A 14,972-nucleotide genomic window follows, 5' to 3' on the forward strand; every position below is an offset into this window, starting at 1 on the left:
CGAAAGCTCGCACACAAGCTCACTTTCGTCGTTCAGGCCCAGGGGCCGACGCCCGTCACCTTGTCGATGGTGATGCGGGTGAGGTATCCCGGCGGCGCGCCGGCCGGTGGGAACTGGCCGTTGAACTCGGGCGCCATCACGTTGGTCAGTCGGGTCAGCACTTCGGGCGCCCCACCCTCGACGATGCGGGCGGTACCGCTGATCGCGAGGTAGGGATTCACCGATGCGGCGCCCCGGTCGGTGCCGATGATGGTGACCGCGACACGCGGGTCGCGGCGCATGTTGCGCAGCTTCTTGTAGTCGCCGAGGTGCGCGCTGACCAGTTCGTCGCCCTGCAGTTCGACCCACACCACCGAAACCTGCGGGCTGCCATCGGCATTCAGAGTCACCAGCGTTGCGTTGGCCCCGTCCCCGATCAGGGCGCGGGCTTCGTCTGTGAGTTGCATGGGATCTACAAGGCCGCGGCGGCGTGTGGCATTCCCGCCGGGAAAGAGCTTGTGCGCGTGGATACGCCCAGCTCGTCGCCGCCGGGAAGTTGGAGGTTTTCCCCCAGGGACATCGGCGCACATTCATCGCTAGCGTCAATCCGGTGAGCACGACGACCGGCGACGCGGACACCTTGACACCTACCGAACCCGACAAGATTTCGGCGCCCGAGTGGACCGGCGCGCAGAAGCTGGCGTTCCGGCTGTTCTTCACCATCGGCGGCGGAATCCTGATCCTTTCGGTTTACGGCAATCTGGGCCTGAGCGTCTTGATGGCCCCGCTTCTGCAGGGGCTCGCAAACCTGGGCAGTTTCGTGACCCGCGGCGAGGGCGCGTACCTGAACATCGACGGCGGCGCTGATTCCCTGGCGGAGTGGTGCCTGCACCTCGGCTGGATCCTGGTGGCTCTGGTGATCACCGCGGTGTGGACCGCCCTGGACCGGCATCGGCCGAACTACCGCAGCCTTGCCGCGCTGCTGCTGGTGTTCGCGCGGTTCGGTCTGGCCGTCTCGATGCTGCTCTACGGTCTGGCCAAGCTCATTCCCACGCAGATGGCCTACATGATGCTGCCCGGCTACCAGATCCAGATGGTCGGCGACGTCAGCATGATGAACACGCTGTGGGGTTTCATGGGCGCCTCGGACCCCTACTCGGTGGCCACCGGTCTGGTCGAATTCGCCGCCGGTGCCCTATTGCTGTGGCGGCGCACGTGGCTGCTGGGCGCGCTGATCGCGATCGTGGCCATGGCCCAGGTGTTCCTGCTCAACCTCTTCTACGACGTCCCGGTGAAGCTGGTGTCCGGCCAGCTGTTGTTCATTGCCGTCGCGATCACCACGCCGTACTGGAAAAGCCTGGCTCAAACGGTATTCCAGCTTGGCGCTCCCGAACCGGTCGCGCTGTGGCCGGCGCTGGGTTCCGGCAGGCGGTGGTTGCGCCGGACCGGCATCGTGGCGAAGTTCGCCATCGCAGGCGTCGTCGTCGTGCTGGTCACGACGTTCAGCGTCGTGACCTACCAGCAGATTCGGCACCGGGAATCGGACATCGACGGAGTCTGGCGCGCAACGTCATTCACCGTGGAAGGCGAACAGGCGACGCTGAAGCAGACCTCGCCGGCGCCGTGGACGAATGTCGCGATCGCGGACCGGCCCGGCGACTACACGAGCTTCGTCACTCAGGTCCCGGCGGGTTACGTGACCGTGTACCTGTTCGAGATCCGCGGCGACCGGCTCGAGATCAAGAGGCACGAAGCGGATCCGCCCACTGTGCTGCACTTTCGCCTCGACGGTCCCGACCGGCTGACGTTGACCGGCACGGTCGACGGCAAGCACATCGAAGGCGACTACCAGCGACGGCACATGCAGCGCAGCGAATCTCACTTCCGGTTGATCCAGCCGGAGATCGAGGGTGGGCCGGCCAGTCGTCTGCCCTAGACGAGGAGCTTCTTCTGCACCTTGCCCATGGCGTTACGCGGCAGGCTGTCGACGAGGCGCACCTCGCGCGGCCGTTTGTGCACCGAAAGCTGTTGCGCCACAAAGTCGATGAGTTCCTGCGCCGATGCGGAGCCGACCACGAACGCGACGATGCGCTGGCCCAGGTCGTCGTCGGGCACGCCGACCACCGCGGCCTCCGATACACCCGGGTGCCCCAGCAGGACGGTCTCGATCTCGCCGGCACCAACCCGGAAACCACCGGACTTGATGAGGTCCACCGACTCACGGCCGACGATGCGATGCATGCCCTCGGCGTCGACGACGGCCACGTCGCCGGTGCGGTACCAGCCGTCGTCACCCAGCACTTCCGCCGTCGCCTCGGGCCGGTTGAGGTACCCGCTGAACAACGTCGGCGTGGAAACCTCCAGGCGGCCAATGGTTTCCCCGTCGTGCGGTACCGGCGACCCGTCCTCGGCGACCAGCCGGGTCTGCACGCCGTCGAGCGGCAAGCCGACCCAGCCGGGCCGGCGTTCACCGTCGACCCGGGTCGACAGCGTGATCAGCGATTCGGTGCTGCCGTAGCGCTCGACGGGTGCGTGCCCGGTGAGCCGAACCAGGTCGTCGAACACCGGCACCGGCAGCGCCGCGCTGCCCGACACCAGCAGGCGGGCGCCCCGCAGCGCTTCAGCGGCCGCGGCGTCGGCCACCACCCGCGACCACACCGTCGGTACCCCGAAGTACAGCGAGCCGGCCGCCGCCGCATACGCGGCCGGTGTGGGTTTTCCGGTGTGCACGAAGCGATTTCCCACGCGCAGCGAGCCCAGCAGGCCCAGGATCAGGCCGTGCACGTGGAACAACGGCAGGCCGTGCACCAGGGTGTCGGCCGGGGTCCAGGCCCAGGCCTTGGCCAGGGCATCGATGTCGGCGGCGATGGCGCGACGGCTGATCAGCACGCCTTTCGGCAGACCCGTGGTGCCCGAGGTGTACATGATCAGCGCCGTCGAATCCGGCGAGGGCTCGGCGTAGCGGTGCCAGGACCGGGCGTGCAGCCGCACCGGAATGTGTGGCAGCCCTTCGTTTTCGTCAGGCACCTCGCCCAGCCACGCCTGCGCGCCGGAATCGGTGATCATGTGCCGGCGTTCGGCCGCACCGACATCGGCCGGCACCGGAACCACCGGCACCCCCGCGATGAGGCAGCCGGCGATCGCCAGCACCGTCTTGGCGGTAGGCCGCGCCAGGACGGCGACCAGCGACGCACCCGCGACCCGCTCGGCGACCGATGTCGCAGCCCCGACCAGATCGCTGCGTGACAGCACCGCGCCGTCGATCCGTACCGCGTCTTCGAGGTCGTGTCCGGCAGCGACGACGGCGGGGTTCAGAGAGGTCAGCAGCACATCGCGAGGCTACTCGCCTATCCGATTCCAGCGAAGGACCCGCGTCATAAATGACTCGCGCTCGGCCGTCGGCGCCAATAGGTTCGATGCCGTGAGGGCGGGACATCGTCCGTTCAGCAGGGCAACCGGGGACCAGCGACAATGAAGATTCTCGTGACCGGCAGTTCGGGTCACCTGGGCGAAGCGCTGATGCTGCGCTTGCAGCAGACGAACCACGAGCCCGTCGGCCTCGATACGACGGCGTCGGCCTTCACCCGCCACCAGGCATCGGTCACCGACCCGGTGGCCGTCGCCGAAGCGATACGCGGGGTCGATGCCGTTGTGCATACCGCGACGCTGCACAAGCCGCACGTCGCGACCCACACCCGGCAGGAATTCGTCGATACGAACATCACCGGCACGCTCAACCTGCTCGAGCACGCGGTCGCGGCCGGGGTGACCCGATTCGTCTACACCAGCACGACGAGTGCGTTCGGGGACGCGCTGGTTCCGGGCCCGCACGAGCCCGCCTCCTGGATCACCGAGGACGTCGCGGACAGGCCCAAGAACATCTACGGCGTGACCAAAGCAGCCGCCGAAGACCTGTGTGAACTGTTTGCGCGCCGGCGCGGACTCCCCTGCGTGGTGTTGCGGACCTCGCGGTTCTTCCCGGAATCCGATGACAGCAAGGACATTCGGGACAGCTACGACGACGCCAACGCAAAGGTCAACGAGTTCCTCTACCGCCGTGTCGATCTCGAAGACGTCGTCGAAGCCCACCTGCGGGCCATCGAGCGCGCACCTGATATCGGGTTCGGGCGCTACATCATCAGCGCGACGTCGCCGTTCACCGTGGCGGATCTGCCGCAGTTGCGGCTGGACGCACCGGCGGTCGTGGCACGCTACGTGCCCGGGTACGTGGACGAATACCGGCGCCGTGGTTGGACCATGTTCCCGTCGATCGACCGGGTCTATGTCAACGACCGCGCCAGGAACGAACTGGGTTGGCACCCGCGGCACACCTTCGCCGAGCTGATCGGACGACTCGCGCAGGATCGCGAGTTCCGCAGTTCCCTGGCGGTGTCGGTCGGCTCGAAGGGATATCACTCGCAGGTCTTCACCGACGGCCCATACCCGGTCGAATAGCGGCACTCCGCGATACTGGAGCTGTGATCGAACGCGTCGGCTCCCGTGAGGTCTACCGCAACGCCTGGATGTCTGTGCGCGAAGACGACATCCGCCGTCCCGACGGCACCACCGGCATCTACGGCGTGGTGGACAAGCCCACCTATGCCCTGGTGATCGCCCGCGACGGTGACCGCTACCGGATGGTGGAGCAGTTCCGCTACCCGATCGGGTTGCGGCGCTGGGAGTTTGTGCAGGGCACCGCGCCGGGCACCTTGGACGGCAACGAGCCCGCGCCCGGCGATCTGGCGGCGCAGGAACTCCGCGAGGAGACGGGGCTGCGTGCCGAGACGTGGGAGGTGTTGGGCCAGTTGGACGTCGCACCCGGGATGTGCAGCCAACGCGGCTGGGCCTACCTCGCGACCGGCATCACCGAGGGCGAACACGAACGTGAGCATGAAGAGCAGGACATGCACAGCGAGTGGTTCACCGCCGACCAGATCGAGGACATGATCCGCCGCGGTGACATCACCGATGCACAATCGTTGGCGGCGTGGACGTTGTTGCGGTTACATACGGGCCGATAAGCGATCCTGCCAACTCCGATAAACATCGCGCCACCTGGGATGACGCCGTTTCGGGCGCCTGTTGATCTGGGCATCGCACCCAGGCACCCAGCAGGAGGCAACGGCATGAAAACGATGAGCAGTAGTACACGGCAGGCACTGGGCCGCTATGTTCTCGCAGGCGCACTCGGAGTCGGAGTCCTGGTGTCCCCGATCGTGTGGTCGTTCGCCGAGGACACGCAGAAGGCGCTGCCGGAAACCGTTGTGGCATCGCACAACAACCACGGCATCGATCAGCTGCAGTGGCTCCAGGACATCCAGCCGCACGCGCAGGCGCCACGGGTCGACACCACGGTGCACCAGAGCCAGTAGTCGGCGTCACAGACCGACGGTGTTGCGCGAGAAGAATTTTCACACTTGATCTCAACTTAGGTTGAGGTTCTAGCGTCGACAGCATGACCCAACAAGAAGTGATCGTCGACCGTGTCGTCCTGCAGGACGGCTTCGTCCCAGTGATAGACATCAGCAGCGCCCGCACCGGCGACCCGACGCACTGCCAGGCGGTGGCCGATGCGATCGGCCGGTGCTGCGAGACGAGCGGCTTCCTGATCCTGGTCGGGCACGGCGTGCCGTACAAGGCCATCAACGACGTCAACCGCGCCCTGCGCGAATTCTTCTCGCTACCGCAGGCCGAAAAGGACCGCGTCCGAGCACTTCCGGGCGACCCACTGGCCCGTGGATTCAGCAGCGCGGGCAAGCTCGCGGCCACCAACGATGGCGCGGACGTCGCGGCCGAACACCAAGCGCCGGACCGGGTCGAGAAGTTCGTCCACTTCCCGCTGGGCAACCCGGAGGGTCTGGGCGGCGACGGCTGGACCGACGAGCGGGTGGCCGTCGCCGACCGCTGGCCCGACCTCCCGGGATTCCGCGCGGCCTACGAGCGCTACTACGCCGAAATGGAATTACTGGCGACCGAATTGTCGCGGCTGTTCGCGCTTGCCCTCGGCCTGCGCGAGGACTGGTTCGACGCGTCGATCGACCGCCACAACTCCAACCTGATGGCCAACTACTACCCGGCCGACAATCGGCCGGCCGGCGAAGTCCGGCTGAGCCAGCACAGCGACTGGGGCAATCTCACGATCCTGTTGCAGGACGAATCTCAGCGCGGGCTACAGGTTCGGGGTGACCAAGGCGAATGGATCGATGTGCCCATCGTCCCCGGATCATTCGTCATCAACATCGGCGACCTGCTGGCCCGGTGGACCAACGACCGCTGGGTCAGCACCGTGCACCGTGTAGTGAGCAACGGCGCGGGCGGAGAGCGGTTCAGCCTGCCGTTCTTCCACCAGCCCAACTTCGACGCCGTCATCGAGTGCATCCCCACGTGCACGACGGCCGACAATCCGCCGCGCTACGCACCGGTGGTGTCGGGGCCCTATCTGCTCGACAAGTTCAAGCTCGCCTACGCGCTCTGAGTTACCGCGTCACCGAACAGGTTCTCGGACAACGGCGTCGGAGAACCGAATCGGTGCGCCGTCACGGCGATCGCCTGCTCGTGCAGGAATGTCAGCAGCTCGACGCGCCCGGCTTCGACAACCGGCCCCGCGTAGAGCGCGGTGCCGACAGCGCCGGCACTGTCGCGCGCGAACTGTTCGCGGCTGCCGCCGAGCAGGCGAACCCGTCCAGGTGCGTTGCCGCGCAGGGTGTTCCGCCACGACACGGCATCCTCCACCCGGTAGACGACGCCGGCGGTGGCCAGCGTGCCGGCGATCGCCGGAGCGAGCGGAACCGGGGTGGAGACGGTCACGCGGGAGCCGGCCAGGATGCCCGCGCCGACCACGCGCAACAAGGCTGCCGGATCGGCATTCTCGGCGCGCACCGTGACCGGGACGGGCAGGTACCGGAAGACGTTCTTCTCCGCCATCAGACCGGAGACATCGCGCGCGACGCCGAACTCCGTCGCCCAGGCATGTGCGTCGGCTCCGAAGGACCGTTCGAGGAAATCGATTTCCGCGGAATCCAGCGCGAAAGTCTGTGCGGCGTCGAGGATCGCTTGTACGGCCGGCGAAACCGGAGCAGTCTGGGTCGCCGGCGCGGAACGCCAGTCACTCAGCCCGACAAGGTAGTTCGGGCCGCCCGCCTTCGTGCCCGCACCGACCGCCGATTTCTTCCACCCGCCGAAGGGCTGACGCTGCACGATCGCGCCGACGGTCGAGCGGTTCACATAGGCGTTGCCCGCCTCGACCCGGTCGAGCCAGTGTTCGATCTCCTCGCGGTCCAGACTGAAGAGGCCTGCCGTCAGTCCATAGTCGACCTGATTCTGGATGGCGATCGCCTCATCGAGATCGGCGGCGGCGATGAGGCCCAGAACCGGTCCGAAGTATTCGGTGAGGTGGAACTCCGAGCCGCGCCGAACCCCGGTCTTCACTCCCGGCGACCAGAGCCGGCCGGTGTCATCGAGTTGGCGGGGCTCCACCAGCCACTGCTCCCCCGGTCCGAGCTGCGTGAGCGCCTTCAGCAGTTTGCCGTGCGCGGGTTCGATGACGGGCCCCACCTGAACCGTCGGGTCCGACGGGTAGCCGACCTTCAACGACGTGACGGCATCGACCAGCTGGTCGCGGAACCGCGCGGACCGCGCGACCGAGCCGACCAGAATGCCCAGCGACGCTGCCGAACACTTCTGTCCGGCATGCCCGAAGGCCGAGTACACCAGGTCTTTCACCGCGAGATCGAGATCGGCATGCGGAGTGACGATGATGGAGTTCTTGCCGCTGGTCTCGGCCAGCAGCGGCAGGTCGGGCCGGAAGCCGCGGAACAGTTCGGCGGTCTCGAACGCGCCGGTGAGGATCAGCCGGGCGACGCGCGGGTCCGATACCAACCGGGTGCCGAGATCGCCCTCGTCGAGATGCACCAACCGCAGCACGTCGCGCGGCACGCCGGCGTCCCAAAGCGCTTGCACCATGACGGATCCACACCGCCTGGCCTGCGTGGCGGGTTTGATGATGACGGGACTGCCCGCGGCCAGCGCGGCCAGCACCGATCCGGCGGGGATCGCCACCGGGAAGTTCCATGGCGGCGTCACCACCACCAATCCCGCAGGCACCGCGACGGCGCCGTCGACAGCATCGAATTTTTCCGCCTGTGCCGCATAATAATTCGCGAAATCGATGGCCTCGGAGACCTCCGGATCGCCTTGATCCAGCGTCTTGCCGCACTCGGACGCCATCACCTCCAGCAACACCGCTCGCGCTGCCTGCAACGTGGCCGCCGCGCGCCGCAGGACCGCCGCCCGCTCGGCACCGGTCCGCGCCGCCCACGCCGCACCCGCGGTGACGGCGTCGGCGATGATCCCGTCGAGCGCGTCCGCGCTCGTCACGGTGTGCTCGGCCACCAGCTCCACACCGGTCGACGACGCGGCGATCCGCTCGGTGATCGCCCGCCCCCACAACCGATTTCCGGGCAGCGCCGGATCGGTGTCGGCGACATTCGCGAACCGGCCGGCCGGGCACATTGCCGCGCGCGGATCGTCGGTACGGCGATCCTGACGACGGTTGGGCACCGGAATGACAGTCTCCCCCACGAGATCCGCGAGCGACGCGATGAACCGGTCCTTCTCGCGCTGGAACAGCGACTGGTCGTCGTGCAGCTCGAACACCGCCGACATGAAGTTGTCCTGGCTGGCACCTTCCTCCAACCGCCGCACGAGGTAGGCGATCGCGACGTCAAAGTCCTTGGGGTGCACCACCGGTACGTACAGCAATAGACCGCCGACGGTGCGCCGGACAGCTTCGGCCTGCGCCTCCGCCATCCCCAGCAGCATCTCGAACTCCACCCGGTCCCGGACGCCGCGACGCCCCGCGAGCGTCCACGCGTACGCGATGTCGAAGAGGTTGTGCCCGGCGACACCGATCCGCACGTTCGCCGTGTGTTCGGGCCGCAGTGCGTAATCCAGCACCCGTTTGTAATTGGTGTCCGTGTCCCGTTTCGTCGGCAGGGTCGCCACGGGCCAGCCGTGCAGCGAGGCCTCCACGTGTTCCATGGGCAGGTTGGCGCCCTTGACCAACCGGACCTTGATGCCCGCGCCACCCCGCTCGCGGCGCGCGCGAGCCCAGTCCTGCAGGCGCATCATCGCGCTCAGCGCATCGGGCAGGTAGGCCTGGAGCACGATCCCGGCTTCGAGGTCCAGCAGGTCGGCCCGGTCGAGCAGCTTGGTGAACACCGCGATCGTCAGCTCCAGATCGCGGTACTCCTCCATGTCGAGGTTGATGAACTTCTTCGTCGGCGCGGTCGCCGCCTGCGTGAACAACGGCAGCAGGTTCTGCGCGATGTGGTCGACGGCTTCGTCGAACGCCCACGGCGAGTGCGGTGGCACGGTGGCCGAGACCTTGATCGACACGTAGTCGACGTCGGGACGGGCGAGCAGCCGTTCGGTGCCCTGCAGCCGTCGGGCCGCCTCGGCCTGGCCGAGCACGGCCTCACCGAGCAGGTTGATGTTGAGTCCGACACCACGATTGCGGATCCGTGCGATGGATCGTCCGAGACGGGCATCGGTCGCGTCGACGAGAAGGTGACCGACCATCTGGCGCAACGCCTTCCGGGCGACCGGGATGACCAGGCCGGGCGCGATCACCGACACCAAAGCGCCGAGCTTGATCAACAGCCGTTCGTGCAGCGGCAGGAAGGCAGGCGCGTTGCGCGCGAGGGCCCGGAGGTTGGCCGCCGCGACGCGATGGTCTTCGGGCCGGATCACCCGGTCGACGAAGCCGACGGTGAAATCCAGGCCGTGTGGATCGCGCAGGACCCCGGCCAACCGTCGGCCGGCCGGGGCGACAGGCAGGCGGGCGGCGTCGTCGAGCCACGATCGGACCTGGCTCACGACATCGGTCAGCAGATCTTCGTCACTGCCTAGCTGGGTCATCTGCCCATCATGGGCTCGTCGGACACTTAAAATAAAGCGATGATTTCTGACAGAAAAGATTAAGCAGAGATGAAACATCAGCGTGCTGATCTGCTCGACACCCGGCGGCTGCGTCTGCTGCACGAGCTGAGCCTGCGTGGCACGTTGTCCGAGGTCGCCGAGGCACTGCACCAAAGCCCGTCGTCGATATCGCAGGCGCTGAGCCAGCTCGAACGCGAAGTCGGCGTGCCGCTGCTCGAGAAGGTCGGGCGCCGGCTGCGGCTCACGCCCGCCGCCGAGGTGCTCGTCGAACACACCGCGGTCATCTTGGCGCGGCTCGAGCAGGCCGCCTCCGATGTCGCGGTGCAGAGCGACGAGGCGTCCGGCACGGTTCGGCTGGCCGTCTTCCAATCGGCGGCCTCGGCCTTCATGCCGCAGATGTTGACGGAGCTGGCGACCCGCCATCCGCGGCTGCGCGTGACCATGTCGCAGCGTGAGCCGGAGCAGGCGCTGTACGAGACCTGGCTGCGTGAGTTCGATCTCGTGATCGCCGAGGAGTATCCGGGGCACGCCGCGCGCGCGTATCCCGATCTGCACCGGGCACCGCTGACCACCGACCTGCTGCGGCTGGCCGTCCCACCGACCGGAGCTCCGTGGGACCGCATCTCCTCGGTCGAGGATGCCGCCGACCTGCCGTGGACGATGGAGCCCGAAGGCACCGCTTCCCGGCACTGGGCCGAACAGCTCTGCCGGAAAGCAGGTTTCGAGCCCGACGTCCGCTTCGAGACCGACGACCTCGAAGCCCAGATCGCCCTGATCGAGAACGGCAACGCCGTCGCCATCCTGCCCGACCTGATGCGCGTCCGGCGCCGTCCCGATGTCCGTGTCATCGACGTCGATCCGCGTCGGCGCGTGGTGTTCACGGCGACGCGGACCGCGATCAGCAAGACGCCGGCCATCGTGGCCTGCCGGGCCGCGCTGGCCTCGGCCGTGCCCGCGCAGCTCGATGTCGACTGAACGCCCTAAATCGGGGTTTCCTTGGTGTCGTTGACGAACCGGTTCAGCAGCACGTCGAGCTGACGCAGATCGTCGGCGCTCCAGTCCGCGAGCGCACGCGCCAGGTGTTCGCGACGCACTTCCTGCAGCGCGTCGGCCGCCCGCTGCCCCGCCGTGGTGACCTGCACGATGGACACGCGCCCGTCATTGCCGTCGGCGTGCCGGGTGACGTGCCCGGCGTCGACCAGGGCCTGCACCCGCCGCGTGGTCATGCCGACGTCCATGTGCGCGGTGGTCGCCAACTGCCCGACGGGCTGCGGCCCGTCATCGATCAGGACCCGCAGCAGCGCGTACGACGGCTGGGACAGTTCGGTGTCGGCACTGGCGGCCTGCCGCTTGAAGGCCGCACGGCTCAAGCTCAACCGCACCACCTGGGCGAGGGCGGCGCTGATCGAATCCACCGATTCCATCTTGCGTTTCGACGCCCTAATCGAGGCCATGGCGCGCTCCGTTCTGCAGGTCCCGGACGCAGGCCCGCACGGGTTGATCCTCGTTCTCGTCCGCACCGACCGGCGGTAGTACCACCCCGTCCGCAATGCCGTCGTACTTGGCACGCAGCAGATTCGGCAGCTGATCGTATCGCCCGGCTGTCACGAGCTGATCGAGTACGGCGTCGTCGAGGACGGCGGGCAGGTCTTCCCACCGTTGCTGTTTGATGAGGGCACGAAGGTCGTCGGCCAAGTCGTGCCAGCCTTTTCGTTTCAGTGTCGCCGCGTAGGCGGGGGTCGAGAGCAGGAAGGCCAGCATCCGGCGTTGGCGCTCGCGGTCCTGCGCGACCAGCAGGTCGGTGCTGCCGGTGGCGACCGCGGTCGAAGCCACGAGCGCCGGCAGTTCGGTGCGGCCCGCCGCCTCGGCGCCACGCTGAAGTGCCGGGCGGACAACGTCTCTCAGGTAGCCCGGGTCGGAATTGGTGGAATGGGTGACGACGCCGTCCGCCACCCCGCCGGCCAGTTCACACATCCGTCCGTTGACTGCGCCCAGCCAGATGCGTGGTGGCGCGAGGTCATTCGGCCCCGGGTTGAAGTACGGCTGGAGCCGGGTGATGCGGTAGGCGTCGCCCTCGTGGCGGACGGGCTCGCCGGTCCGGAATGCTTCGAAGATCGCCTTGAGGGCACTGACGTATTCGGCCATCCGGGCCCGCGGTTCGCTCCAGGGCATGCCGAAGCGGTCTTCGATGTTCTGCCGAATCTGCGTGCCCAGGCCCAATTCGAAGCGCCCGCCCGAGAAGGTCTGCAGGTCCCAGGCCGCGTAGGCGGTGAGCATGGGGCTGCGGACGAAGGCCAGGGTGACGGCTGTGCGGATGGTCAGCCGTTCGGTGTGTTCGGCGGCCAGTAGCGCCACGGCCAGTGAGTCATGCGTCGTCTCGGCGATGTGCAGGCCGTCGAAGCCGAGTCGCTCGATCCGGCGTGCGTAGGCCGGCACCTGGGTCAGCGGCAGCTCGGGCGACATGGCGGCGAATACCTGCATACGCCAGCACGCTAGCCAGCCTGGTTGACATTGTCAATTAATTGACAAAGTCAACTAAAGCTACTTACGTTGTGGCCGGTCACATTCCGACTCCACGCTCGAGGAACACCCGTGTCGCGTTTCTACTTCGACTGGTCCAACTACTTCACGATGCTGCGTCTGCTGCGCCGTGACGCCCGTTCGCAGCGCCGGTGGGCGCCCTTCGTGCGATTCGCCGCCGGGGTACCACTGATGGCCGGCCTGCATGCGCTGTGCTTCGCACTCGACCCGCTCCTGTTTCCGTCATTGCGCCGCACCGAGGTTCGCGCCCCGACGTTCTGTATCGGGCACGCGCGCAGCGGCACGACGTACCTGCACCGCTTGATGGCACAGGACCCGCAGTTCAGCTACGCCCTGATGTACGAGCTGTTCTTCCCGTCGCTGCTGGAAAAGAAGCTGCTGCGCTTGTTGTTTCGTGTCGACGCGGCGACCGGCGGGAGGTTGCGTCGCCGGCTCGACGAGATCGAGGAGCGGGCTTTCGCGCCGACCGAGGACATCCACAAGACCGGTTTCTTCGTACCCGAAGAGGACGACGCGTTCCTGACGTGGTCCCTGAGTTCCGGATTCTGGATCGTGGCGTTCCCCTACATGGGCGAGTTGGACTTCTATCACGTCGACCGCTGGCCCGCGGCGAAGCGGCGCCGCATGATGGCGTTCTACAAGGAATGCGTGCGGCGCCAGATCGCCCTGAACGGCGGCGGCACCCACCTGAGCAAGAACCCGACCTTCTGCGGCCGCGTGGAGACCCTGATCGAGACCTTCCCCGACGCGAGAATCATTGTGCCGATGCGCAATCCGTACGAGACGATTCCGAGCCTGCTGAAACTGATGCAGACCGAATGGTCGCTTCGCGGGCGCGATGACCAGCTCGTCGCCGGCTCACTGCGCGTGCTGGCCGACCAATCCGTCGACACCTACCTGCATCCGCTCGAAGTGCTGGCGCGCCATCCCGAGGTGCGTGCCAGCGTCGTCGACTACCGCGAACTCGTCGGCGCGCCGTCCGCCACCATGCGCCGCGTCTATGCCGACCTCGGCCTCGACGTCGGCGCAGAAGCCGAGCAGGCCTTCATTGCCGCCGAACGCCGACCCGGTCACGAGACGACGCACCGGTACAGCCTGGCCGAGTTCGGGCTCGATCCGAATGACATCCACCGGCGGCTGGCCGGCCTGTTTGACGAATACCAGTGGGCCACCCTGGTAGAGGACAAAGGAGAAAGCAACGCTCATGTCAGCTGAACTCGAATCGATGCGCGCGGCGTGGACCGACATGATGGCCGCGCTGAACCGCGCCCGCGATGCCGTCGACTCCCCCGACCTGCACGCACCACCCGTGACATCCCTCGGCGTCGCCGAAGGCTACCGGTACCTCATGGGTTTCGCGTTCAGCGCCATCGAACGCGCCTTCCACGAAGACCCCGCGTTCCCCTATTTCCGCCGCGCCATCCAGCCCGTCGACAAAGCCACCATCGACAACGCCGACGCGCTGTACCTGTCGGCGGCGATCGACGGCGCCCACAATTACCTGATCCGCGGATCGTTGGGACCAAATGCACCGCACTACCTCATCTTTGAGACGCACACGGTGTACGCAGGCGATACCGGCACGTTGGCCGAGCTGGGGCCGGGTGGGCGCGTCGTCACCGGGATGCTGGACTCCGCAGCGCTTGTCGCCGATGACGACGGCCGGTTCGAAATCCTGCTGGCCCCGGAGCGGCCGGCCGGCCACACCGGCAATTTCATCGCCACGGCGTCCGACGGGAACACCGCCGGATATGTCATCGCGCGCATGCTCTTTCACGACTGGGAGCACGAAAACTGCCCCGATCTGCACATCGCGCAGATCGGCGCCGAGGGCACGCATCCGCCAGCGCTGACACCGTCGTCCACGGCGGCCCGGCTACGGCGCATCGGTGACCTCGTCGAGAATCAGATGAAGTTCTGGAATGAGTTCTACGACGTCGTCCTCGAAGCACACGGCGACAAGAACGGCGACGGCATCACCTTCATGCCCCGCAACGCACTCAACGCACCCATGCCCGCCAACCTCGCGACGGGCGGCGGCCAGTGCACCAACGTCTACTCCGGCGGTACCTACGATCTGGGTCCCGACGATGCACTGCTGGTCGAGCTCAATGTGCCTGTGCCACCGGCATACCTGGGTTTTCACCTGTCGAACCTCTGGGGTGAGTCACTCGACTACGCCAATCACGTCAGCAGCCTCAACGGATTTCAGACCGAACCCGACCTGGACGGCCGGCTGCGCTACGTCATCACCGATGTCGATCCACAGGTGCCGAATTGGCTTGACACCGCGGGACATTCGCAGGGCTTCCTCACGGTGCGGTGGACGTACAGCGCGCCGCCCGCGGAGTTGCCGACGGCGACAGTGACGGTGATCAGCCGCGACGAGGTGCGCAGGCATCTGCCCGAATCCACCCGCACCGTCAGCGCCGACGAACGCCGCGAGCAGATCAGGATCCGGCAGGAGCACGTCCAGCGGCGCTACCGCCAGTACTGAATCTTTCGCGAGCAGA

At 67.1% G+C, this 14,972-nt stretch carries 13 protein-coding genes; 8 read left to right on the top strand and 5 right to left on the bottom strand.

Translation table 11 applies throughout. The features are described from left to right. Positions 1-32: 32 nt before the first annotated feature. Positions 33-446: a PPOX class F420-dependent oxidoreductase gene (locus VXD91_RS08120; RefSeq protein ID WP_318986211.1), complete on the bottom strand. Its 414-nt coding sequence runs from the start codon at positions 444-446 to the stop codon at positions 33-35. A 143-nt stretch (positions 447-589) separates the two neighbouring features. On the opposite strand from VXD91_RS08120, the gene VXD91_RS08125 reads away from it, so the two are divergent. Beyond that, the gene (locus VXD91_RS08125) at positions 590-1,915 is read left to right on the top strand and encodes a hypothetical protein (protein ID WP_346415128.1); all 1,326 of its coding nucleotides are present in this window, start codon (positions 590-592) and stop codon (positions 1,913-1,915) included. On the opposite strand, the gene VXD91_RS08130 is transcribed toward VXD91_RS08125, so the two are convergent. Beyond that, complete coding sequence (locus VXD91_RS08130) at positions 1,912-3,309, bottom strand: acyl-CoA synthetase (RefSeq protein ID WP_346415129.1); 1,398 nt, start codon at positions 3,307-3,309, stop codon at positions 1,912-1,914. The genes VXD91_RS08125 and VXD91_RS08130 overlap by 4 nt on opposite strands. Positions 3,310-3,450: 141 nt before the next feature. Here VXD91_RS08130 and VXD91_RS08135 point away from each other — a divergent pair, with 141 nt between their 5' ends. From VXD91_RS08135 to VXD91_RS08150, 4 genes are all read left to right on the top strand, one after another. After that, positions 3,451-4,434, top strand: a complete 984-nt coding sequence (locus VXD91_RS08135) for an NAD(P)-dependent oxidoreductase (RefSeq protein WP_346415130.1) — start codon at positions 3,451-3,453, stop codon at positions 4,432-4,434. A 68-nt stretch (positions 4,435-4,502) separates the two neighbouring features. Further along, on the top strand, positions 4,503-5,000 hold the full coding sequence (locus tag VXD91_RS08140) for an NUDIX hydrolase (protein WP_346415224.1): 498 nt from the start codon (positions 4,503-4,505) through the stop codon (positions 4,998-5,000). 114 nt (positions 5,001-5,114) lie between these two features. Then, complete coding sequence (locus VXD91_RS08145) at positions 5,115-5,351, top strand: hypothetical protein (protein WP_318986215.1); 237 nt, start codon at positions 5,115-5,117, stop codon at positions 5,349-5,351. Between the two features lie 83 nt (positions 5,352-5,434). Beyond that, entirely contained in the window at positions 5,435-6,454 is a 1,020-nt protein-coding gene (locus VXD91_RS08150) for a 2OG-Fe(II) oxygenase family protein (protein ID WP_346415131.1), read from the top strand. On the opposite strand, the gene VXD91_RS08155 is transcribed toward VXD91_RS08150, so the two are convergent. Beyond that, the gene (locus VXD91_RS08155; protein WP_346415132.1) at positions 6,442-9,897 is read right to left on the bottom strand and encodes a bifunctional proline dehydrogenase/L-glutamate gamma-semialdehyde dehydrogenase; all 3,456 of its coding nucleotides are present in this window, start codon (positions 9,895-9,897) and stop codon (positions 6,442-6,444) included. The two genes, VXD91_RS08150 and VXD91_RS08155, sit on opposite strands and share 13 nt — an antisense overlap. A gap of 69 nt (positions 9,898-9,966) precedes the next feature. Between VXD91_RS08155 and VXD91_RS08160 the strand changes: the two genes are divergently transcribed. Further along, entirely contained in the window at positions 9,967-10,893 is a 927-nt protein-coding gene (locus VXD91_RS08160) for a LysR family transcriptional regulator (protein ID WP_346415133.1), read from the top strand. 5 nt (positions 10,894-10,898) lie between these two features. Here the strand turns inward: VXD91_RS08160 and VXD91_RS08165 are convergent, their stop codons facing one another. Next, a complete protein-coding gene (locus tag VXD91_RS08165; RefSeq protein ID WP_346415134.1) occupies positions 10,899-11,372 on the bottom strand; it encodes a MarR family winged helix-turn-helix transcriptional regulator in 474 nt (157 codons plus the stop codon). Continuing rightward, positions 11,359-12,399 carry a TIGR03617 family F420-dependent LLM class oxidoreductase gene (locus VXD91_RS08170; RefSeq protein WP_346415135.1) on the bottom strand — a complete coding sequence of 347 codons (1,041 nt, stop codon included), beginning with the start codon at positions 12,397-12,399 and terminating at the stop codon, positions 11,359-11,361. Before VXD91_RS08170 ends, VXD91_RS08165 begins: the two co-directional genes overlap by 14 nt. A gap of 150 nt (positions 12,400-12,549) precedes the next feature. Between VXD91_RS08170 and VXD91_RS08175 the strand changes: the two genes are divergently transcribed. Together VXD91_RS08175 and VXD91_RS08180 are read left to right on the top strand one after the other, a co-directional pair. Beyond that, complete coding sequence (locus VXD91_RS08175; RefSeq protein WP_346415225.1) at positions 12,550-13,674, top strand: sulfotransferase; 1,125 nt, start codon at positions 12,550-12,552, stop codon at positions 13,672-13,674. Further along, entirely contained in the window at positions 13,664-14,956 is a 1,293-nt protein-coding gene (locus VXD91_RS08180; RefSeq protein WP_346415136.1) for a DUF1214 domain-containing protein, read from the top strand. The genes VXD91_RS08175 and VXD91_RS08180 overlap by 11 nt, the downstream gene beginning before the upstream one ends. Positions 14,957-14,972: the final 16 nt, after the last annotated feature.

The sequence above is a fragment of the Mycobacterium sp. SM3041 genome (assembly GCF_039668335.1).
Taxonomy (GTDB): Bacteria; Actinomycetota; Actinomycetes; order Mycobacteriales; family Mycobacteriaceae; genus Mycobacterium.

Excerpts from the sequence above, each read along its gene's own strand:
- VXD91_RS08120 (WP_318986211.1), bottom strand. The coding sequence starts at position 446 with ATGCAACTCACAGACGAAGCCCGCGCCCTGATCGGGGACGGGGCCAAC.
- VXD91_RS08145 (WP_318986215.1), top strand. The coding sequence starts at position 5,115 with ATGAGCAGTAGTACACGGCAGGCACTGGGCCGCTATGTTCTCGCAGGC.
- VXD91_RS08175 (WP_346415225.1), top strand. The coding sequence starts at position 12,550 with ATGCTGCGTCTGCTGCGCCGTGACGCCCGTTCGCAGCGCCGGTGGGCG.
- VXD91_RS08135 (WP_346415130.1), top strand. The coding sequence starts at position 3,451 with ATGAAGATTCTCGTGACCGGCAGTTCGGGTCACCTGGGCGAAGCGCTG.
- VXD91_RS08155 (WP_346415132.1), bottom strand. The coding sequence starts at position 9,897 with ATGACCCAGCTAGGCAGTGACGAAGATCTGCTGACCGATGTCGTGAGC.
- VXD91_RS08140 (WP_346415224.1), top strand. The coding sequence starts at position 4,503 with ATGTCTGTGCGCGAAGACGACATCCGCCGTCCCGACGGCACCACCGGC.
- VXD91_RS08180 (WP_346415136.1), top strand. The coding sequence starts at position 13,664 with ATGTCAGCTGAACTCGAATCGATGCGCGCGGCGTGGACCGACATGATG.
- VXD91_RS08170 (WP_346415135.1), bottom strand. The coding sequence starts at position 12,399 with ATGCAGGTATTCGCCGCCATGTCGCCCGAGCTGCCGCTGACCCAGGTG.
- VXD91_RS08160 (WP_346415133.1), top strand. The coding sequence starts at position 9,967 with ATGAAACATCAGCGTGCTGATCTGCTCGACACCCGGCGGCTGCGTCTG.
- VXD91_RS08150 (WP_346415131.1), top strand. The coding sequence starts at position 5,435 with ATGACCCAACAAGAAGTGATCGTCGACCGTGTCGTCCTGCAGGACGGC.
- VXD91_RS08165 (WP_346415134.1), bottom strand. The coding sequence starts at position 11,372 with ATGGCCTCGATTAGGGCGTCGAAACGCAAGATGGAATCGGTGGATTCG.